19 protein-coding genes are annotated in these 20,234 nt (G+C 68.0%); 3 read left to right on the forward strand and 16 right to left on the reverse strand.

The genetic code is table 11. The features are described from left to right. Positions 1 to 10 precede the first annotated feature (10 nt). From FFI97_RS20790 to FFI97_RS20865, 16 genes are all read right to left on the reverse strand, one after another. Complete coding sequence (locus FFI97_RS20790; RefSeq protein WP_139706654.1) at positions 11 to 940, reverse strand: acetaldehyde dehydrogenase (acetylating); 930 nt, start codon at positions 938 to 940, stop codon at positions 11 to 13. Positions 941 to 953: 13 nt separating this feature from the next. Next, positions 954 to 1,736, reverse strand: coding sequence for a 2-oxopent-4-enoate hydratase (gene dmpE, locus FFI97_RS20795; protein WP_139706656.1), 783 nt, complete (start codon positions 1,734 to 1,736; stop codon positions 954 to 956). Positions 1,737 to 1,773: 37 nt separating this feature from the next. Further along, positions 1,774 to 2,610 (reverse strand): alpha/beta fold hydrolase, encoded by an 837-nt coding sequence (locus tag FFI97_RS20800; RefSeq protein ID WP_139706658.1) that lies wholly within the window; start codon positions 2,608 to 2,610, stop codon positions 1,774 to 1,776. 10 nt (positions 2,611 to 2,620) lie between these two features. Next, a complete protein-coding gene (locus FFI97_RS20805) occupies positions 2,621 to 4,075 on the reverse strand; it encodes a 2-hydroxymuconic semialdehyde dehydrogenase (protein WP_139706659.1) in 1,455 nt (484 codons plus the stop codon). A 13-nt stretch (positions 4,076 to 4,088) separates the two neighbouring features. Beyond that, complete coding sequence (locus FFI97_RS20810; RefSeq protein ID WP_139706661.1) at positions 4,089 to 5,021, reverse strand: catechol 2,3-dioxygenase; 933 nt, start codon at positions 5,019 to 5,021, stop codon at positions 4,089 to 4,091. 31 nt (positions 5,022 to 5,052) lie between these two features. Continuing rightward, positions 5,053 to 5,397 (reverse strand): 2Fe-2S iron-sulfur cluster binding domain-containing protein, encoded by a 345-nt coding sequence (locus FFI97_RS20815; RefSeq protein WP_139706663.1) that lies wholly within the window; start codon positions 5,395 to 5,397, stop codon positions 5,053 to 5,055. 13 nt (positions 5,398 to 5,410) lie between these two features. After that, on the reverse strand, positions 5,411 to 6,469 hold the full coding sequence (locus FFI97_RS20820; protein WP_139706665.1) for an NADH:ubiquinone reductase (Na(+)-transporting) subunit F: 1,059 nt from the start codon (positions 6,467 to 6,469) through the stop codon (positions 5,411 to 5,413). 22 nt (positions 6,470 to 6,491) lie between these two features. Further along, complete coding sequence (locus FFI97_RS20825) at positions 6,492 to 6,854, reverse strand: phenol hydroxylase subunit P4 (protein WP_139706667.1); 363 nt, start codon at positions 6,852 to 6,854, stop codon at positions 6,492 to 6,494. Positions 6,855 to 6,947: 93 nt separating this feature from the next. Next, positions 6,948 to 8,531 (reverse strand): aromatic/alkene/methane monooxygenase hydroxylase/oxygenase subunit alpha, encoded by a 1,584-nt coding sequence (locus FFI97_RS20830; protein WP_139706669.1) that lies wholly within the window; start codon positions 8,529 to 8,531, stop codon positions 6,948 to 6,950. Between the two features lie 37 nt (positions 8,532 to 8,568). Further along, positions 8,569 to 8,865 (reverse strand): MmoB/DmpM family protein, encoded by a 297-nt coding sequence (locus FFI97_RS20835; protein ID WP_185993674.1) that lies wholly within the window; start codon positions 8,863 to 8,865, stop codon positions 8,569 to 8,571. 33 nt (positions 8,866 to 8,898) lie between these two features. Continuing rightward, the gene (locus FFI97_RS20840) at positions 8,899 to 9,903 is read right to left on the reverse strand and encodes an aromatic/alkene monooxygenase hydroxylase subunit beta (RefSeq protein WP_139706671.1); all 1,005 of its coding nucleotides are present in this window, start codon (positions 9,901 to 9,903) and stop codon (positions 8,899 to 8,901) included. A gap of 45 nt (positions 9,904 to 9,948) precedes the next feature. Continuing rightward, positions 9,949 to 10,218, reverse strand: coding sequence for a phenol hydroxylase subunit (locus tag FFI97_RS20845; protein WP_174250303.1), 270 nt, complete (start codon positions 10,216 to 10,218; stop codon positions 9,949 to 9,951). A gap of 222 nt (positions 10,219 to 10,440) precedes the next feature. Next, a complete protein-coding gene (locus FFI97_RS20850) occupies positions 10,441 to 12,114 on the reverse strand; it encodes a sigma-54-dependent Fis family transcriptional regulator (protein WP_144004497.1) in 1,674 nt (557 codons plus the stop codon). A 172-nt stretch (positions 12,115 to 12,286) separates the two neighbouring features. Beyond that, complete coding sequence (locus FFI97_RS20855; RefSeq protein ID WP_139704313.1) at positions 12,287 to 13,927, reverse strand: 3-(methylthio)propionyl-CoA ligase; 1,641 nt, start codon at positions 13,925 to 13,927, stop codon at positions 12,287 to 12,289. Positions 13,928 to 13,971: 44 nt separating this feature from the next. Continuing rightward, positions 13,972 to 15,186: an ABC transporter substrate-binding protein gene (locus FFI97_RS20860; RefSeq protein ID WP_062475166.1), complete on the reverse strand. Its 1,215-nt coding sequence runs from the start codon at positions 15,184 to 15,186 to the stop codon at positions 13,972 to 13,974. A gap of 51 nt (positions 15,187 to 15,237) precedes the next feature. Next, complete coding sequence (locus FFI97_RS20865; protein ID WP_095746814.1) at positions 15,238 to 16,476, reverse strand: ABC transporter substrate-binding protein; 1,239 nt, start codon at positions 16,474 to 16,476, stop codon at positions 15,238 to 15,240. Positions 16,477 to 16,650: 174 nt separating this feature from the next. Between FFI97_RS20865 and FFI97_RS20870 the strand changes: the two genes are divergently transcribed. Genes FFI97_RS20870 through FFI97_RS20880 form a run of 3 tightly spaced genes read left to right on the forward strand, consistent with a single transcriptional unit; the run spans position 16,651 to position 20,233 of the window. Beyond that, complete coding sequence (locus FFI97_RS20870; RefSeq protein WP_221937703.1) at positions 16,651 to 17,904, forward strand: acyl-CoA dehydrogenase family protein; 1,254 nt, start codon at positions 16,651 to 16,653, stop codon at positions 17,902 to 17,904. Positions 17,905 to 17,927: 23 nt separating this feature from the next. Continuing rightward, complete coding sequence (locus FFI97_RS20875) at positions 17,928 to 19,022, forward strand: acyl-CoA dehydrogenase family protein (RefSeq protein ID WP_139704315.1); 1,095 nt, start codon at positions 17,928 to 17,930, stop codon at positions 19,020 to 19,022. An 11-nt stretch (positions 19,023 to 19,033) separates the two neighbouring features. Then, positions 19,034 to 20,233 carry a CaiB/BaiF CoA transferase family protein gene (locus tag FFI97_RS20880; protein ID WP_139704317.1) on the forward strand — a complete coding sequence of 400 codons (1,200 nt, stop codon included), beginning with the start codon at positions 19,034 to 19,036 and terminating at the stop codon, positions 20,231 to 20,233. Position 20,234 lies beyond the last annotated feature (1 nt).

A 20,234-nucleotide genomic window follows, 5' to 3' on the forward strand; every position in this document is an offset into this window, starting at 1 on the left:
GGGGGTGCTCCTAGGCCACGGCGGGCTCGGGTTGCGGGAGGCTGGCGAGCATCGCTTCGGCGAACATTTCGGCCGTGCGCGCCGCGGCGGCGGTCATGATGTCGAGGTTGCCGGCGTACTTGGGCAGGTAGTCGCCCAGGCCTTCGACCTCCAGGTAGATCGACACGCGGTTGCCGTCGAAGACGGGCCCGTTCACGAGCTTGTAGCCCGGCACGTACTTGCGCACCTCGGCGATCATTTCGTGCACCGAGGCCGTGATGCGCGCCTCGTCGGGCGGGCCTTCGGTGAGGCAGTGCACCGTGTCGCGCATGATCAGCGGCGGCTCGGCCGGGTTGACGATGATGATCGCCTTGCCCTTGGCCGCGCCGCCCACGCGCTCGACCGCACCGGCCGTGGTGCGCGTGAACTCGTCGATGTTCTTGCGCGTGCCCGGGCCGACCGAGCGGCTCGACACGGTGGCCACGATCTCGCCGTAGGCCACCGGCTGCACGCGCGACACCGCCGCCACCATGGGGATGGTGGCCTGCCCGCCGCAGGTGACCATGTTGACGTTGGCCGGCCGCGCACCACCCGCCATGAGCAGGCTCTTGAGGTTGACCGGCGGCACGCAGAACGGGCCGATGGCCGCGGGCGTGAGGTCGATCATGAGCACGCCCAGCGCATTGAGCTTGGCGCTGTTCTCGGCGTGCACGTAGGCGCTGGTCGCGTCGAACGCGATCTGCACGCCGTCGGCCTGCACATGCGGCAAGAGACCGTCCACGCCCTCGGCCGTGGTCTTCAGGCCCATCTCGCGGGCGCGCTTGAGACCGTCGGATTCGGGGTCGATGCCCACCATCCACACGGGTTCGAGCACCGGGCTGCGCTGCAGCTTGGCGAGCAGGTCGGTGCCGATGTTGCCGGGGCCGATCAGCGCGCACTTGATCTTGGTTGTGGTCGTCATGGGGTTGTCTCCTTCAATGGAAGCGCACCGAGCAGCCGCCGAGGCCGCCGATCGAGACGCGGAAGTTGTCGCCGGCCTTGGCAGGGAACATCGCGGCGAGCGCGCCCGACAAAATCACCTCGCCCGCCTTGAGCCCGATGCCCAGCGCGCCGAGCGTGTTGGCCAGCCACGCGACCGCGTTCACCGGCGAGCCGAGCGCGGCGGCGCCCGCGCCGGTGGCGATGATTTCGCCGTTCTTCTCCAGCACCATGCCGCAGGTCGCCAGGTCGATGCGGCGCGGATCGACCGCGTGGTCGCCCAGCACGAACACGCCGCAGGAGGCGTTGTCGGCCACGGTGTCGGCGATCTGGATCTTCCAGTCGCGGATGCGCGAGTCGACGATCTCGAAGCAGGGCATCACGCACTCGGTGGCGGCCAGCACGTCGGCGTTGCCGATGCCGGGGCCCATGAGGTCGCGCTTGAGCAGGAAGGCGATCTCGCCCTCGGCCTTGGGCTGGATGAGCGTGGTGCTGTCGATCGACTCGCCCTCGCCGACGACCATGCCGTCGAGCAGGTAGCCGAAGTCGGGCTGGAACACGCCCAGCATGTTCATCACGGCGCGCGAGGTCACGCCGATCTTCTTGCCGACGACGCGCTCGCCGGCGTCGAGTCGGCGCGCGATCATGCGTTGCTGCACGCCGTAGGCGTCGGCGATGGTGATGCCTGCGTGCCGGCTGGTGAGCGGCTCCACGACGCTGCGCTCGCGCAGCGCGCCGTAGAGCTCGTCGCCGAGCCGCTGGATGAGGGTGGGGTCCATGGTGGGTTCTGTCCTTTGCTCTGTCTCGGGGGGTGAATCAATCAATCAGTCGATCGGCTTCGTTCAGGAAGTCGCCGACCAGGCGGGCGAAGCGCGCGCTGTGCTCGATCTGCGTCCAGTGGCCGCAGCGGCCGAACACATGCAGCTGGCTGCGGGGAATCCACTGGCTCAGCGTGAGCGAGGTGGCCAGCGGGATCACCTGGTCTTCGCGGCCGTGGATCAGCAGCGTCTCGTGCGGCAATGCGCGAATGGCGGCCTCCGGGCTCGCCATGGCATCGACCCAGCGCTGGCGCGGCGCCGGGAACATCGCGCCGAAGGTCTCCTGGAAGCCGGGCCGCGTGCTGGCTTCGTAGCGCAGCTGCGCGAGCTCGTCGGTGACGAGGGCGCGGTCGAACGCGAACACGTCCATGATCCGGCGCATGTTCGCGAACGAGGGCGTGTAGCCCCATACCGCGTCGAGCCCCGGCGTGATCGCGAAGGGCACGCCCACGCTGCCCATGAGCACCAGCCGGCGCACGCGGTGCGGCGCGCGGATGGCCAGCGCCAATGCCAGCGCACCGCCGAAGGAGTTGCCCACCACGTCGGCGCGTTCGATGTCGAGCGCGTCGAGCAGGTCGAGCGCCTGCTGCACCCACGTGTCCATGGTGTAGGCCGCGCCGGGCACGCGCTCGGTGAAGCCGAAGCCGGCCATGTCGGGCGCGATCACGCGGCGCGTTTGCGCGAGCACCGGCAGCACCAGCCGCCAGTTGGCCCACGCACTCACGCCCGGGCCCGAGCCGTGGATGAAGAGCACCGGCGCGCCCTCGCCCAGGTCGTGCACGTTGGTGTGGAAGGCGCCGGTGCGCACGCTGTTCGCGATTTCGGGGTTGCTCACCGCCGGGCCCTCACAGCTTGATGCAGACGTTGCGAAGTTCTGTGTAGAACTCGAGCGAATGCACACCGCCCTCGCGGCCGATGCCCGACGACTTGGCGCCGCCGAAGGCCGTGCGCAAATCGCGCAGGAACCAGCTGTTGACCCAGCAGATGCCGACCTGCACCTGTTTGGCCACGCGGTGCGCGCGGCCCAGGTTCTCGGTCCACACGGTGGTCGCCAGGCCGTAGTCGGTGGCGTTGGCCAGCGCGATGGCTTCTTCCTCGGTGTCGAAGGGCGCGATGTGGCAGCAGGGGCCGAAGATTTCCTCGCGGATCACCGAGGCCGTCTCGGGCAGGCCGGTCCAGATGGTGGGCTGCACCCAGTGGCCCTCGGCCAGCGCGCCGGGCATCGAGGGCACGCCGCCGCCGGTGACGACGGTAGCGCCTTCCTTCACGGCCTTCGCGTAGTACGACAGCACCTTCTGCTGGTGCTCGCGCGAGATCAGCGGGCCGATGCCCACGCCGGCTTCTTCCGACGGGCCCGGCTTGAGCGCCTCGGCCTTGGCCTTGAGCGCCGCGACGAACTTGTCGAAGATCGGCCGCTGCACGTAGACGCGCTCGGTGCCCAGGCACACCTGGCCGCAGTTCTCGAAGGCCGAGCGCGTGATGCCGGCCACGGCCTTGTCGAAATCGGCGTCGGCGAACACGATGCCGGCGTTCTTGCCGCCGAGCTCGAAGGACACGGGCCGCACGCCCTTGGCGGCTGCCCCCATGATGGCCTCGCCGGTGCGCGTCTCGCCCGTGAAGGTGATGCCGTCCACGCCCGGGTGCGTGGTGAGGAATTCGCCGGCCGAGTCGGGGCCGAAGCCGTGCACCACGTTGTAGACGCCCGGCGGGATGCCGACCGCGTTCATCACCTCGCCCAGCAGCGTGGCGGTGGCCGGCGTTTCTTCCGAGGGCTTGACCACCACCGTGTTGCCGCAGGCCAGCGCCGGACCGACCTTCCAGGTCATGAGCAGCAGCGGCAGGTTCCACGGACACACGACGCCGATCACGCCCAGCGGCGAGCGCACCGCGTAGTTCAGCGCCTGCCCGCCGTCGGGCGTGGCCATCTCGAAGCTCTCGGTGGGCACGTTCTTCACGATGTCGGCAAACACCTTGAAGTTGGCCGCGCCGCGCGGGATGTCGACGTGCGAGGCCAGCGCGTGCGGCTTGCCGGTGTCGGCCATCTCGGCCGCCAGGAAGTCGTCGAAGCGGCGGTTGATCTCGTCGGCCACCGCATGCAGCAGCTCGACGCGGCGCGCGACGCTCATGCGGCCCCACTCGCCGTTGAGGGCCGCACGCGCGGCGCGCACGGCCGCGTCGACCTCGCTGCGGCCGGCCTCGTGCACCTTGCCGATGACGCGGTTGTCCACGGGCGCGCGGTTGTCGAAGGTCTTCGTCGTGGCGACGAACTCGCCGCCGATGAAGTTCATGAACTGTTTCATCGCACCGTCTCCTTCAGGTCACCACGCTCAGGAAGTTCTCGTTGAGCTTGCGGTCGTGATAGAAGATCGCGCGCCCGAGTTCGTCGTCGGTCCACACCAGCGGCGGCTTGTCGGGATAGAAGATGTAGCCCCCCGAGAACACCTCGTTGCGGTTACCGCTCGGGTCGAAGAAGTAGATGGTTTCGCCGCGCGTGATGCCGTGGCGCGTGGGGCCGATGTCCAGCGACACGCGCTTCTTGGTGATGATGTCGGCCGCCTTGAGCACCTCGCCCCAGTTGTCGAGCAGGAACGAGGCGTGGTGGAACTTGTTCTTCTCGGGGTGGCGGATGAACGCGATGTCGTGCGGCTTGGTCGAGCAGGTGAGAAAGGCCGCGATGTACATGCGCTCGGGGCCGGCCACCACGCTCTCGGCCAGCTGGAAGCCCAGCACCTCGGTGAACAGCTTCATGGTGCCGTCGAGGTCGTCGCCGTACAGCAGGCAGTGGTCGAAGCGCGAAGGCGCCATGCCTTTGAGGTCGTCGGGGTAGACCTCGGGGTTTTCATACGGCATGCCGTTGCCGACCTTCTCCTTCTCGGCGAAGAGCTCGATGGCATGGCCGGTGGGCACGGTGAAGCGAAAGCGCTTGCCGCTGCGCAGGTGCTCGCCGGCTTTGATCCACTGCATGTCGGTGGCCAGGCCGCTGGCCTTCAGGTCGGCGGCGAGCTGGTCGAGCGTGGCGGGCGAGTCGACGCGAAAGCCCATGAAGTCCATGCCGGCCTCGTCGGCTTCGCGCAGCACGACGCTGTGGTGGTCGTGCTCGTCCCAGGCCTTGAGGTAGATGCGACCCTGCGCATCGCGCCCGGTTTCGATCAGGCCCAGCACGTCGCGGTAGTGCGTGAGGGCGGCCCCGAGGTCGAGCACGCGCAGTTGCACGTGTCCGGGGCGAATGACGCCAGTGAGTGCCATGGAAGTCTCCTTTGGTGGGTGAGGGAAAGGTTCAGGTGGGGGAATGGGGAACGGCGGGCTGCGACGCGGCCAGGCGCCGCTCGATGCAGCGCGCCAGCTTCTCGACGGCGCGCAGGGCCAGGTCGCTCTGCGGGTACGCGCGGCAGGCCAGCACGTAGCCCTGGGCTTCTTCTTCGGCGCTGACGTGGCAGCGGCTCATGCGCTCGCGGCGCACGGCGCCCGACTCGATGCGCACCTTGCACACGCCGCAGCCGCCGCCGCGGCAGCCGACCGGGATGCCCTTGCGGCCCAGCTGCTCCATGCCGCCGAGCAGGGTCTGGTCGGCGCGGCACACGTAGTGCTCACTGGTGTTGCCGATGGCGACGGAGAAGCGCATGACGGGCTCCACGTCACAGTGCCTTGAACAGCGGGCTGCGCGGCGCTGCAGAGGCCGCATCGGCGGCGGTAAAGAATTTCTCGGTGTAGATGTCGCGCTCGAACAGGCGCCCCTGCATCAGCGTGGCGATGCAGGCCTCGGTCATCGGCGGCGGCCCGCACAGGTAGGCCTTGTGGCCGCGGAAGTCGTTCGCGAAGTGGGCCTTCAGCGCTTCGTGCGCAAAGCCGCGCGCGCCGTGCCAGTCGCTGTCGGCTGGCAGGTCGGACAGCACCGGCACGTAGGTGAAGTTGGGGTGCTGTTCGGCGAGCTGCTCGAAGAGTTCGCGAAAGTACAGCTCTTCGGCATTGCGCGCGCCCTGCACCAGCGTGATCGGCAAGGTGCAGCCTTCGGCCAGCAGGTCGAGCACCATCGACTTCGGGCTCGACAGGCCCGAGCCGCCGGCCACGAAGATCATCGGCAGCCCCGCCGACTTACGCACGAAGAAGCGGCCGTTGGGCGCGGTGAAGCGCAGGCGTTGGCCCACCTGCAGCTCGTCGTGCAGCCAGCCGGTGGCGCGGCCGTTCGGCACGCGTCGGATGTGCAGCTCGACCAGGTGGTCGTCGGGTGCATTGGCGATCGAGAAGGCGCGTGCGCCCTCCACGCCCGGCACGTGCAGCATCACGTACTGGCCGGCCTGGAACGGCGCCGGCCGGTCGGTGCGCAGCCACAGGCCGCGGATGGTGGGCGTGAGCATGCGGGCCTGGACCAGCTCGGCGTCGAAGTCTTCCAGCGGCAGGAACTGCGCGTCGGGGTCTTCGTCGATCTCGGCCTCGATGACCAGGTCGGCCTGCGCCATCGCGCAGCACGCGAGGATCTTGCCGTCGTCGCGCTCGAAGTCCATGAGCGCGAAGTTGGATGCGTCGCCGTGCTCGCATTCGCCCTCGAGCACCTGCACCTTGCAGGTGCCGCACACGCCGTGGCCGCAGGCGTGCGGCAGCCACACGCCGGCGCGCAGGCAGGCGTCGAGCACGGTCTGTCCGTCGCGCGCCGCCACGGCCTGGCCGAGCGGCTCGATCATGATCTGGAAGCTCATGGCAAGGCCCTCCTTCCTGTGCTCAGCTGAACGAGCCGTCGATGCCCGTGAGCCCGGGCGTGCGAAAGCGCAGCGCCGACTTGTGGACCAGGCCGTTGTCGGCCAGCGACTTCGACGCGTCGGGCGCGAAGGGCTTGCCGGAGTCGAACCATTCGACCTTCGACCAGTCGACCTTTTCGAAGTCGGGGTGGCTGCCGTACACGCCGGGCAGCACGTCGCTGATGAGCGCGCCGAAGGGCATGGCCGCGGGCAGCGGCAGGCACACGGGGGCGCAGAAGAGCAGATGGTCTTCCCAGCCGATGTAGAGCAGGCGGTTGCCGTGGAAGCGGTCTTCGCTGTCCATGACGGTGCCGGTGTAGCCGGGGGCGAGTGCAACAACAGACATGTCGGTCTCCTTGTTTCGGGGTGAGCGCCGCCCACGCCGTGCGCGGGCACGGCGGGAGCGCGGGGGTCGATGAGGGGTGGTGGGGCCGGGTGCTCAGGCCACCTTGGGCTCGGCCGCCGACAGGTCCTGCCCTGTCCAGCGTTCCCAGTTGGCCTTGTCGGGCGAGGTGTTGAACTCGCCGTTGTCGGCGCCGACGTTGATGTGGTAGTAGTCGAGCACGGCCGCCAGCGGGTTGAAGCCTTCCACCGTCGGGTCGGTGCCCTCGGGGAAGCAGTTGCCCTGGTAGATCTGGTGCACCGGCAGCCAGGCCTGCACGTACTTCTCGGGCTCGCCGTCGAACACATCCTTGCAGCCGTCGGAGCAGAAGTGGTACTTCATGCCGTGGTAGCTGCTCTCGCGATAGCAGATCTTGGTGGGGTCGTCGGGCTCGGTGAAGGCCATCGGAATCTGGCAGGTCTGGCACAGCATGGGCAGCGTGTTGTTGAACCAGCGCTTGCCCTGCTTCTCCTGCTCGGCCAGCCACTCGAAGCGCGGGCGGTACAGGCTGTCGAAGGTCTCGGGGTACTTCTCGGCCAGCCAGCTCATCTCGTCGGGCTTGGGTGCCCAGACGTTGAAGTTGGCGGCGTGGCCGTAGTTGTTGAAGATGGCCCAGGCCTCGTGCGAGATGCGGCTCTTTTCCTTCGACGCGACCTCGTGGTACTTGGGCATGCGGATGCCGTAGCGCGCCAGGTCCTCGAACAGCGCGCCGCCGTTCTTCTCGAAGTACATCTCCCAGGCCTCGGACCAGCTCATGACGCGCTTGGGCAGCATGTAGTCCATCATCATCGCGACCAGCGTGAGCAGGCGGTAGCCGCGCCAGAACCACTTGTCGACCCACTTCTGAACGATGGGCACGTTGTCGGGGTCCTGCTCGAGGATGAACTTCACCACCTCCAGGCCCAGCGTCATGTGGCGCGACTCGTCGCTCTGCGCCGAGAAGCCGAAGGTGACGGTGGCCATGTCGCCGTTGTAGGCGGCGCCGCTCATGAAGGGCATGAACAGCAGGTTGGTCAGCACGTACTCGAAGGAGAACGAGATGGCGGTGATGAACTCGAAGGGCCCCGCGCTCATCGCATCTTCGAAGTAGCTCTTGGGCACCGACAGGTACCACACGCGGTCGTGCATGTGCTGCGGGTCGTGCAGGCCGTGGAAGTACTTGTTGAAGTGGCTGATGGTGTGGAACTGCGTCTGCGCATGGCGCAGCTCGTCGATCGACTGCATCTGGCAGGCCACGCGCGCGCCCACGCCGCGCAGCGAACGCCCGGCCATGGCATAGCCGCGGTGCGCCGCGTACTCCAGCGGCGAGACGCCGGTGAGGAACAGCTTGAGCGTGTTCAGGTAGCGCGGGTCGCTGATGTTGAACTGGCCGTTGTTCTGCTGGAACGCATCGATGATGGCGTAGAGCTTCTTCTCCTTCTCGCCCTGGAACTTCCAGTAGGCGTCCATCGTGAGGCGGAACGGGTCTTCCCACTGGTCCCAGTCGTGGATCTTGATGCCCTCGAACTTGTCGAAGGGAAACACGTCGTCCATCGACTGGTAGGTGGTCTCCCAGCCGAGGCCGCGCGTCATCATGGCGTAGCGTTCCTTCAGGCCGAGGCGCGGGGTGGCAGGGGTCTTTGCTGCTGCTTGGGTGGTCATGGCGTTGTCCTTGGTCGTGGTCCGGTGGGGGCTGGGCTCAGGCGCCCCAATGGAGGGTGAATTCGTCGTCGGTTTCTTCGATGCTTCCGGACAGCGAGATCAGGCTCAGGTGCAGTTCCTGCAGGTCCCAGCGGCGCCCGACCAGGGCTTCGACGCTCTCGCGGCGGATCACGAGGCGGCCGGGCGCGTCGATCTTCACCATCGCGGGGTACTCGGTGATGGTGGCCCCGGGGTTGTCGGCCACGATGGCCTCGACGATGGCGCGCGCGGCCTCGCCGGTCTGCAGGGCGATGAAGACGGGCGGTCGGGACACTTCGGCGGTGGCGGTGGTCATGGGGTGGTCTCCTTGGTTCGATCGATTCGGTCGTCAGGCGGCGGCGCCCGTGCGCACCAGCCGGGCCACGCGCGCATCGAGCGCGGCGTGCAGCGTCTTGAGCACCTCGGCGCCCTGCGCGCCCAGGGCCAGCGCGGCCAGCGGCGCCAGCGCCTGCACGGCCTGGTCACGCCAGCTCGCGTACCACTGCGCGAGCAGTTCGGCGTTGGCGGGCGACTCGTCGGCGGCGGTCTTCAGCGTGGCGTCGACCCAGCGCACGTTCTCGTCGAACCACTCGTTCATGAACTCGGTCAGCATCGCCAGTGCGTTGCCGGTGGCGGCGCTGTGCGCGTTCACGTAGTGGCGGTAGATCAGCGGGTACAGCAGGCCGTCGAGCACGAGGTTCTGCGCCACGAACACCTCGAACCAGTCCTTGGTGACGAAGAGGTTTTCCATCAGGCGGCGCACGCCCTGCCAGGCCGGGTGCGCGAGCCAGGCCTGCTTGCCGGCGTCCAGCGCGCGGCCCGAGTTGGCGTCGATCTGCAGGCCGACGCGCGAGAGGTACTGCGCGATGCCCAGGCGGTCCATGGCCGCGTAGATGAAGGGCTGCGTGATGGCCGTGCCGTAGCCGTAGCCGCAGCAGTAGCTGTGGTTCATGTTGGCGCCCCACTCGTAGTGGCGCAGCGGCACCAGCACCTGCTGCAGCGACTCGCGCACGCCCGCATCGGCCTGGGCCAGCAGCTGGCGCTTCTCGGCGAACTCGAACTGGCGGTCGGCGCCTTCCTGCTGGCGCGCGCGGGTCATGGTGTACACGCCGTAGTAATAGTGGCGCGGGTCCTTGAAGCTGTACCAGTCGGCCATCACGAGCGCGGTGCGGCGCTTGTCGTACAGCGCGTGCTGTGGGTCCCACAGCGGCCGGTAGTGGAAGTTGGCCGTGGGCTGCATGTCCAGCGTGGCCTCCTGGTAGCGCGAGGCCGGCTTGTCGCCGAGCCGCCGCGCCACATGCGAGAAGGTCTGCCGGATCGGCCGGATGTCCGAGGTCTTGATGTCGACTTGCACGGGGTGTCTCCTTGGTTATCGCGGGAAAAAAATGTGGCGGGGTCGTCAGTGGTCGATGCCGGGTGCGCCGAAGCGCCACTTCATGCGCTCGAAGTCCAGCCGCGCGCCCTCTTCGGTGCTCAGGTGGCGCACCGCGTGGCGCGCGCAGAACTCGCGGAACTGGTCGAACTGCAGCACCAGCTCCACGGCCAGTTCGGGGTCGCCGATGGCGAACTCGAACTCCACGAAGCGCGTGCCGCGCGTGCCGGTGACGCGCACGAAGCACGGCTGGCCGGTCATCTGTGCGGCGCTGCCGCTGCGGGGGTCGGGCTGCATCGAGGGCATCACTTGTTCAATCCATCAACAGGTGGACGGCACCAGCGCCGCCCGGCCTGATAAGGGCAACGGGCGTGCCAGCGTGGCTAAGTGATTGATTTGCATGGGCCCGCTGCGCCTGCGGGCCCGAAGCACCGGGAAGTCCCGGATGCTGGTTTGATCATTTGCTGCGGTGCAGCTTGATCAAATGGTGAAAACCGGAAAACGCCGGCCGGCGTCCGCTCAGGACGTGGGCAGGCCTTCTTTTTTCAGACGGTAGGCCAGCTGCGGGCGCGTGATGCCCAACAGGCGCGCAGCCTGCGACAGGTTGCCCTTGGCGCGCTGCATCGCGGTCTGCATGAGACGCTGCTCGAGCGAGGCGATGTCGATGTTCTGCTCCAGCACGCGCTGGCACAGCGCGTCCAGTTCGCTCGCGTCGGCGCCCGAAGCCGAGGCGCCCGTGGCGACCTTGCCGCTGGCGTCGAGCTGGTTGTCGGGCGGCGCGCCCGGCGGCTGCATCCACAGGTGGCAGGCCTCGATGTCGCCGTGGTCGGGCGCCAGCAGCACGGCGCGCTCGATCACGTTCTCGAGCTCGCGGATGTTGCCGGGCCAGGCGTGCTTGTGCACGTCGAGCGCGGCCTTGTCGGTGAGGCCGCGCAGCTTCTTGCCGTACAGCGCGCTGTACTTCTCGACGAAGCGCGCCACCAGCGCCGGGATGTCGGCGGTGCGCTCGCGCAGCGGCGGAATCTGGATCGGGAAGGTGTTGAGCCGGTAGAACAGGTCGGTGCGGAACTTGCCCGCCTGCATGGCCTGCTGCAGGTTGACGTTGGTGGCAGCCACGATGCGCACGTCGACCTGGGTCGGCTGCTCGGCGCCCAGGCGCTCGACCTCACCGGTCTGCAGCACGCGCAGCAGCTTGACCTGCGCGGCCAGCGGCAGGTCGCCCACCTCGTCCAGGAACAGGGTGCCGCCGTGCGCGCGCTCGAAGCGCCCGGCGCGCGCATGGTGGGCGCCGGTGTAGGCGCCCTTTTCCACACCGAACAGCTCGGCCTCGATCAGGTCGGCCGGGATCGCCGCGCAGTTGACGGCAATGAAGGGCTGCTTGCCGCGCGGCCCGTTGTCGTGCAGCCAGCGAGCGAACACTTCCTTGCCGACGCCGGTCTCGCCGAGCAGCAGCACGGTGATGGCGCTGTCGACCGCGCTGCGCATGAGCTCGAAGGCGGCGCGAAAACCCGGCGACACGCCGACCAGCTTCTGGTCGTACTCGCGGCGCGGCTGCAGGCGGCGCAGGTGCTGCAGGCCGAGGTTGAAGTCGATGAGCTTCTCGGCCACGTGGTGCTGGCGGAAGTACTCGAGGTAGTGCTCGTCGTTCCATGCCTCGGCGGCCTGGCCGACGATGCGGCAGCGGCTGTCGCCCATGCTGGTGCACTCGACTTCCTTGAACACTACGAGCCGCCCCATGAAGGCGGTGGTGTAGCCCGAGGCGTAGCCGATCTGCGACCAGCACTGCGGGTCTTCCCCGTAGCCGAAGTCGGCCACGTGGGCTTCGCATTCCCAGGAGTTCTCCCAGAGGAATTCGCCGTAGAAATGCTTGGTGGCCACGTCGAGGTCGACCTGCACCTTCTGCACCGAGACGATGCCCTCGATGGAATGCAGGCGCGGCCCGAGCATGAAGGCGTCTTCGGCCCGCATGCCGGCAAGGCGCTCGCGCACGGCCACCTCGCCGTCGCGCAGGCCGGAAGCAAAACCCATGCGCACCAGCAGGCCGCGCGCGCGCTCGATGCCCAGCGAGTCGAGCAGTTCGCGGCGCAGTTCGGCGAAGGCCCGGGCATGCATGAGCAGCATGCGCTGCTCGTCCAGCCAGATGTGGCCCGAGCCGGCGCTGAAGCGCAGGAGAGAAAGAAGTTCTCCCACCATGTCCCCTTTACTTGTCTGGAATCCGTTCCTCCTACATTCTCCTGCAAGGACGGACGACAAGGCTGCTCAATCAACAGGCAACGTGGTGCGAAGCCGCGCCAATGCTCGTTCTGCTGGCTCGCCTCCTCAGGCAACCCACAGAGTTATGCACAGAAAGAACGAACAACTGTCATCAAGTTGACTTGGCTGCGACGTAGCCCTTGAACTGCTCGCGCAATTTGGTCTTCAGCAGCTTGCCGGTGGCTGTATGCGGCAGGCTGTCGACGAAAGCCACGTCGTCGGGCAGCCACCACTTAGCCACCCGCTGCGAAAGAAAAGTGAGCAGTTCCTCGCCCGAGACCTCTGCGCCTGCACGCTTCACGACGATCAGCAGGGGCCGCTCCTGCCACTTCGGATGCGCGATGCCGATCACCGCGGCCTCGGCCACGGCGGGGTGCGCGCTGGCGGCGTTCTCCAGGTCGATCGACGAGATCCACTCGCCACCCGACTTGATCACGTCCTTGGCGCGGTCGACCAGCTGCACATAACCGTCGGCGTCGATGTTGGCCACGTCGCCGGTCGGAAAGAAGCCCTCCGCATCGAGCACGTCGCCGCCTTCGCTGCGGAAGTAACCGCTCGCAATCCACGGACCGCGCACATGCAGGTGGCCGAAGGCCACGCCGTCGTGCGGCAGGCGCTGGCCGTTCTCGTCGACGATCTTGAGCTCCACGCCCCACACGCCGCGGCCCTGGCGCATCTTGACTGTCGTCTGCTCCTCTTTCGGGAGCGCGAGGTGCTTGGGCAGCAGGTTGCCGATCACGCCGATGGGGCTGGTCTCGGTCATGCCCCAGCCTTGCACGAAGTCGGCGCCAAAGTCGCGCTCGAAGCGCTCGATCATGGCGCGCGGCGTGGCGGCGCCGCCCACGCCGATGCGCTTGAGGCCGATGGCGCGGGTGTCGATCTCGGGGTGGGCGTCGAAGTACTGGAACAGCATCAGCCACACGGTGGGCACCGCCTGCGAGAAGCTCACCTTCTCGTCGCGCATGAGTTCGTACAGGCTCTGGCCGTCCAGGTGCGGGCCGGGCATGACGAGCTTGGCACCCACCATCGGCGCCGAGTACGGCATGCCCCAGGCGTTGGCATGGAACATGGGCACGGCCAGCAGCAGCGTCATCTGCGAGCACACGCCGAAGGTGTCGGGCGCGCATTCCATCAGCGAATGCAGCACGGTGGAGCGGTGCGAATACAGCACGCCCTTGGGGTTGCCCGTGGTGCCCGAGGTGTAGCAAAGCGACGAGGCGGTGCGCTCGTCGAACTCGGGCCAGGTGTAGTCCTCGCTCTGCGCGCCGACGAGCTCGTCGTAGCACAGCAGGTTCGGCACATCGATGGCCGGCATGTGGGCGCGGTCGGTCATGGCGACGAAGGCGCGCACGCTCTTGAGCTTGGGCGCAAGCTTCTCGACCAGCGGCGCGAAGCTGGTGTCGAAGAACAGCACCTTGTCTTCGGCGTGGTTGACGATGTAGTCGATCTGCTCCGGAAAGAGCCGCGGGTTCACCGTGTGCAGCACCGCGCCCGAACCCGACACGCCGTAGTACAGCGCCAGGTGCCGGTAGGTGTTCCACGCCAGCGTGCCCACGCGGTCGCCGGGCGCCACGCCCAGCGCCTTCATCGCATTGGCCACCTGCTTGGAGCGCCGCTGCACCTCGCGGTAGTTGGTGCGGTGCACCGGGCCTTCGACGGTGCGCCCGACGATCTCGACGTGGGGGTGGAAGGTGGCCGCGTGGTCGATCAGCGACGAGATCAGCAGCGGGCGGTCCTGCATCAGTCCGAACATGGTGTGTGTCTCCTGTGGTTCTTTTGAGCGTGCGTCTGCGAAGGCTACTTCACGGCAATCGAATCACCCATGGGCTCGAACTCCTTGCCGTTGAACTGCACCAGCTGCAGCGTGTTGAACGGAAAGTAGTCGGTGGCCGAGGTGTTCAGCGCAATGCCCGGCAGCAGCATGCCGGTGCGCATGTTCTTCAGCGTGGTGGCCTGCTTGAGCACGTTCTCGCGCGTGAGGTTATCGCCCGAGGCCTTGAGCACCGTCTCCATCGCCTGCGCCACGCCGTAGCCGTACACGCCGGCGGCGTTGTTCACGTCTTCGTTGGGTGCGTACTTCTTCATGAAGGCCAGGAACTCCTGCGTGGCCGGGTCGTTGGCCCAGCGCGGCTGCGCGGCGTCCTTGAAGAAGGCCATGGCCATGATGCCCTTCGACTTCTCCAGGCCCGCGGGCTCCAGCGTCATCTTCACGTAGGCCGACACGTAGGTGAGGTACTGCTGCTTCGGTTTCCAGCCGATGTCCCACGCTTTGCGGATGGCCTGCGCGGCAAAGCGTGCCGTAGCGAAGTTGACGAACACGTCGGCGCCCGACGACTGCAGCTTGATGATCTGCGAGTCGACCGTCGGGTCGGCCACTTCGAACGAGGCCTCGGCCACCACCATCGAGGCCTTGTCGCCCAGGCCCTTCTTCAGGCCCTTGAGCAGGTCCTTGCCGAAGTCGTCGTTCTGGTAGAGCACGGCGATCTTCGCGTTCGGCATCGTTTTCAGGATGTTCTTCGCGTAGAGGCTGCCCTCGCCCTCGTAGCTGGGCATGTAGGGCGTGGTCCAGGGGTAGGCCTTGGGGTCGTTGAAGCGGTCGGCGCCCACGCCCAGGAACAGGTGCGGCACCTTCTTGGCGTTCATGTAGCGCTGGATCGCGGCATTCGATGCCGAGCCCAGGTTGCCGTACACGGCGAGCACTTCGTCCTGCTCGACCAGCTTGCGCACCACCTCGGTGGTGCGCGGCGGCGTGTACTGGTCGTCGTAGCTGATGAGCGTGACCTTGCGGCCGTTGATGCCGCCCTTGTCGTTCACCATCTTGAAGTAGGCCTCGTTGACCTTGCCGACGATGCCGTACGACGACACCGGGCCGCTGTAGGGCATGGCCATGCCGAGCTTGATCTCGGTGTCGGAGGCGCCGGTGTCGTACTTCTTCTGCGCGAGGGCCGCGCCGGCGGTGAACAGGAGGGCCGCGCCGCCCAGGGCGGCGGCCAGTCGAACGATGGAGGTCATGGAAGCTTCAGTGGAAAAACGAAAAGGGGGAAGACATCAAGAACGAGGCGCTCAGTCGCCGAGCACCTTGCCGAAGGGCTCGTAGCGCGTGCCGTTGAAACGCACCAGCTGCATGCGCTCGATCGGGTAGAAGTCGGTCGGCGAAGTCTTCACCTCGATGCCCGGGTAGAGCATGGGCGGGCTGTACTGCAGGTTGGCCGCCACCTTCATGATGTTGGCGCGCGTGAGGTCGTCGCCCGCCTTGCGCAGCACCTGCTCCAGCGTCTGCGCCGACGAGTAGCCCAGCACGTTGAGCGAATCGCTCAGGTCGCCCGAGGGGTAGTACTTGCTGAACCAGGTCTTGTAGTCCTCGTACTCCTTGGCGCCCTTCCACATGTCGTCGGCCGGGTCGCGCAGGTAGGTGGCCGAGATCACGCCCACCGCGTTCTCGGGGCCCGCCGGCTTGATCACCGCCGACACCGACACCGACACGCTCGACAGGTACTGCGTGGGCTTCCAGCCGATGTCGGCCGCCTTGCGGATCGCCTGCGCCGCGAACTTGGGCGTGGTGATGCTGAAGAAGGTGTCGGCGCCCGAGGCCTTCAGGTTGACCATCTGGCTGTCGATGGTCGGGTCGGTCACCTCGTAGGTCGATTGCGCCACGATCATCGTCTTGGCCTTGTCGCCCAGCGCCTCGAGGAAGCCCTTCAAAAAGTCCTTGCCGAAGTCGTCGTTCTGCATGAGCACGGCGATCTTCGCGTTGGGCTTCGTGGAGAGGATGTGCTGCGCGTAGATCTTGCCTTCGGTCTGGTACGTGGGCTGCCAGCCCATGGTCCAGGGGAAGGCCTTCGGATCGCCGAAGCGCGTGGCGCCCGTGGCCACGAACAGCTGCGGCACCTTCTTGGCGTTCATGTAGCGCTGGATCGCCAGGTTGTGCGCCGTGCCCAGCGGACCGAAGAGCACCAGCACTTCATCTTGTTCGACCAGCTTGCGTGCCTGCTCCACCGTCTTGGAGGGGTTGTAGGCATCGTCCAGCGAGATGAACGTGACCTTGCGGCCGTTGATGCCGCCCTCGGCATTGAGCTTGGCGAAGTAGCCCGCCGCCGCCTTGCCGATGGTGCCGTAGGCCGACACCGGGCCCGAGTACGGGACGATGTGGCCGATCTTGATCTCGGTGTCGCTCGCGCCCGGGTCATAGCGCTTCTGAGCCTGCGCCGTGAAAGCGGTGGCGAGGCCGAGCGTGGCGGCAAGGCCGGCGCCCAGCAGGCGGCGGCGCGTGCCGGGGCGGGCGGAAATGAGGGAACGTGTCATGGTGTTGTCTCCGTCGTTCTCGTGAAAAAGAAGCTGCGGCCGCGGGCCTCTCACCGGCCTCGCATCGGTCTCTTGCGGACCTCGTGCGGCGTTCGGGCTGGATGGTAGGCAGCGCCCCCTGCGCGTCACATCGTCGGAACGGACGATTGAGAGCGGCTGAGGGTTGCCCCTAGCATGAGCCTCGACACGGAGACACACCCACCGCCGCGCAACGCGGCGCGCACCGAAGGCAAGCACCGCATGGACCTCACGCTCAATCCCCGCTACGAAGCCTTTCGCGACGAGCTGCGCGCGTTCCTGGCCACGCACGGCCACCGCTCGGCCTTCGCGCGCACCGCCGAACGCCCCGACGCCGACGCCCTTGCGTGGCAGCGCCTGCTGCTGGACCACGGCTACGCCGGGCGCACCGTGCCGCGCGACTACGGCGGCCACGGCGCGACGCCCGACGTGATGGAGTCGCACCTCATCGCCGAAGAGTTCGCGCGCGCCGGCGCCGCGCCGCCGCTGGGCAACCAGGGCATCTCGATGCTGGTGCCCACCCTGCTCGAGCTGGGCAGCGAGGCGCAGCGGCGCGAGTGGATCGGCCCCACGCTGCGCGGCGAGGTGGTCTGGTGCCAGGGCTACTCCGAGCCCGGCGCGGGCTCCGACCTGGCCTCGCTGCAGACGCGCGCCACCGAAGACGGTGGCGACTTCGTCATCAACGGCCAGAAGATCTGGACCTCGACCGCGCACGTGGCCGACATGATCTTCTGCCTCGTGCGCACCGAACCCGGCGCCGCGAAGCATGCGGGCATCAGCTACCTGCTGTTCTCGATGAGGACGCCCGGCATCGAGGTGCGCCCGCTCAAGACCATGACGGGCCACGCCGAGTTCAACGAGGTCTTCTTCACCGACGTGCGCGTGCCGCAGCACCAGATCGTGGGCCAGCGCGGCGACGGCTGGAAGGTGGCCAACGCCACGCTCAAGCACGAGCGCGGCTCGCTCGGCAACCCCAACCTCACGACCCAGCGCTACCAGGAGCTCGCCACGCTGATGCAGGCCGAGACGGTGGACGGCACGCGCCTCATCGACCAGCCCGTGCTGCGCGACCGCCTGATGCGGCTGCAAGGTCAGGTGCTGGCGCAGAAGTGCCACGGCCTGCGGCTGCTCACGGCCGCGGCCACCGGCGAAGACCCGGGCCTGGCCGCGCTGGTCGTGAAGCTGCAGGGCTGCGAACTGCGCCACCAGCTGGCCGCGCTCGCCATCGACGCGCTGGGCGAACTGGGCCTGTTGATGCCGGGTAGCGCGCACCTGCGCGCGCAGGCGCTCTGGCAGGAGCGCTACATGTTCGACCTGGGTCTGATCATCGGCGGCGGCACCGCGCAGATCCAGAAAAACATCATCGCGGAACGCGGGCTGGACATGCCGCGCGAACCGCGCCTCGCCTGATCGCCATCGGAAGAAAGCACGCCATGGAATTCGCCCTCTCCGCCGACCAGAAGCTGCTGCAGGACAGCCTGCGCCGCGCCCTCGAACGCGCCTGCCCGCTCGATCGCGTGCGCCGCGTCGCGGCCGACGACCTGCCGCAGGACCGCGAGGTCTGGCGCACGCTGTGCGAGGTCGGCGTGCCGGCCCTGCTCGTGCCCGAGGCCTTCGGCGGGCTCGGCCTGTCGCTGCTCGACGCTGCGCTGGCCGCCGAGGAACTGGGCCGCCATGTCGCACCCACGCCCTTCCTCGGCACCGCCGTGCTCGCACCGCTGGCGCTGCGCGAGGCCGGCAGCGCGGCACAGCAGGATGAATGGCTGCCGCGCCTGGCGGCCGGCGAATGCATTGCCGGCGTGGCCATCGCCGAGGCCGTGGCCGGCGCACGCGACGGCGCCGGCGTGACGGCCAACACCAACGGCACGCTCGACGGCAGCGCGCTCTTCGTGCTCGACGCGGGCGCGGCCGATGTGTTCATCGTGGCCGACCGCGCGGGCGGCCTGCACCTTGTGCGCGCCGATGCACAGGGCCTCACGCGCGGCTCGCTGCGCAACATCGACGCCACGCGCCCGCTCGGCGAGTTGCACTTCGCACAGGTGAAGGCCGAACCACTGCCCCACGCCAACCCCGCCACGCTCGCGCGCCTGCGCAGCGCGGGCTGGGCCCTGCTCGCCGCCGACACGCTCGGCGCGGGCGAAGCCATGATCGGCCAGGCCGTGGCCTACGCCAAGGAGCGCCGCCAGTTCGGCCGCGTGATCGGTTCCTTCCAGGCCGTGAAGCACCTGTGCGCCGAGATGGCCGCCGCGCTGGAGCCCGGCCGCGCACTCGTCTGGTACGCAGCCCACGCCTTCGACGCGTTGCCCGAAGAAGCCGCACTGCTTGCCGCACATGCCAAGTCGCACCTGAGCGAAACCGGCACCTTCGTCGCCCGCACCGCCACCGAGGTGCACGGCGGCATGGGCATCACCGACCTGCTGGGCCTGCACTACTGGTTCAAGCGCATCGGCTTCAACCGCCAGCTGCTCGGCGGGCCCGAGCGCGTGCGCCATCTCGCTGCCGAGATGCAGGGCCTCGTCGCCGCATGACCTCCCACCCCATGACCACCACATCCCCCGCCCCCCGCATGCTCGAAGGCCTGCGCATCGTCGACCTCACCACGGTGATCTTCGGCCCCTACTGCACGCAGATCCTCGCGGACCTCGGCGCCGAAGTGGTCAAGGTCGAGCCGCCCGAGGGCGACAGCATCCGCATCATCGGCACGCCGCCCGTCACGCCGCTGATGAGCCCCGTGCACCTGCGGCTGAACCGCGGCAAGCGCTCGGTCGACTGGGACCTGAAGAGCGAGGACGGCCGCACCGCGATGCGACGCCTCATCGAGACCAGCGACATCTTCATCCACAACGTGCGTAGCGACGCCATCGCGCGCGCGGGCCTCTCGTACGACGACGTGCGCGCCATCCGCCCCGACATCGTCTACGTGCACTGCACCGGCTTCGACCAGCGCGGGCCGTATGCCGCGCTGCAGGCCTACGACGACATCATCCAGGCCGCCTCGGGCATCGCCTCGCTGCCGCCCAAGGTCGACGGCAACCCGCAGCCGCGCTATGTGCCGATGACCATGGCCGACAAGGTCTCGGGCCTGCACGCGGCGTATGCCGTGCTCGCCGCCGTGGTGCACCGGCTGCGCACCGGCGAGGGCCAGCAGGTGGAGGTGCCGATGTTCGAGTCGCTCGCCAGCTTCAACCTCGTGGAGCACCTGTGCGACAAGACCTTCGTGCCGCCCACCGGCCCCGCGCTGTACCCGCGCCAGATCGACCCCATGCGCCAGCCCATGCGCACGCGCGACGGCTACATCGCCATTGCGCCCTACCTGGACGACCGCTGGCTGCGCTTCTTCGAGGCCACCGGCCACCCCGAAGTGCTCGAGGCGCCCGAGCTGGCCGACAAGGCGCTGCGGCGCAAGCACATGAGCCGCATGTACGAGGCCGCCGCCGCGATCCTGCCCGAGCGCACCACGGCCGAGTGGCTCGACATCTTGAAGAAGGCCAACGTGCCCGCGATGCGCGTGAACGACATCGCCGACCTGCCCGACGACCCGCAGCTGCAGGCCGCCGGTCTTTTCCGACAGCGCACGCATCCGACCGAAGGCGCGTATCTTGAGGTGCGCCCGCCGGTGCGTTTCTCGGGCTATGACTACGCCGACCTGTCACATGCCGCGACACCCGGCCAGCACAGCGCCGAAGTGGCCCGCGAACTGGGCGTGACCCTCATGAACGAACGAAAGAACGCCGCATGAC

Origin of the sequence: Variovorax sp. KBS0712 (assembly GCF_006323185.2) — a bacterium.
In the GTDB taxonomy this organism is placed as follows: Bacteria; Pseudomonadota; Gammaproteobacteria; order Burkholderiales; family Burkholderiaceae_C; genus Variovorax; species Variovorax boronicumulans.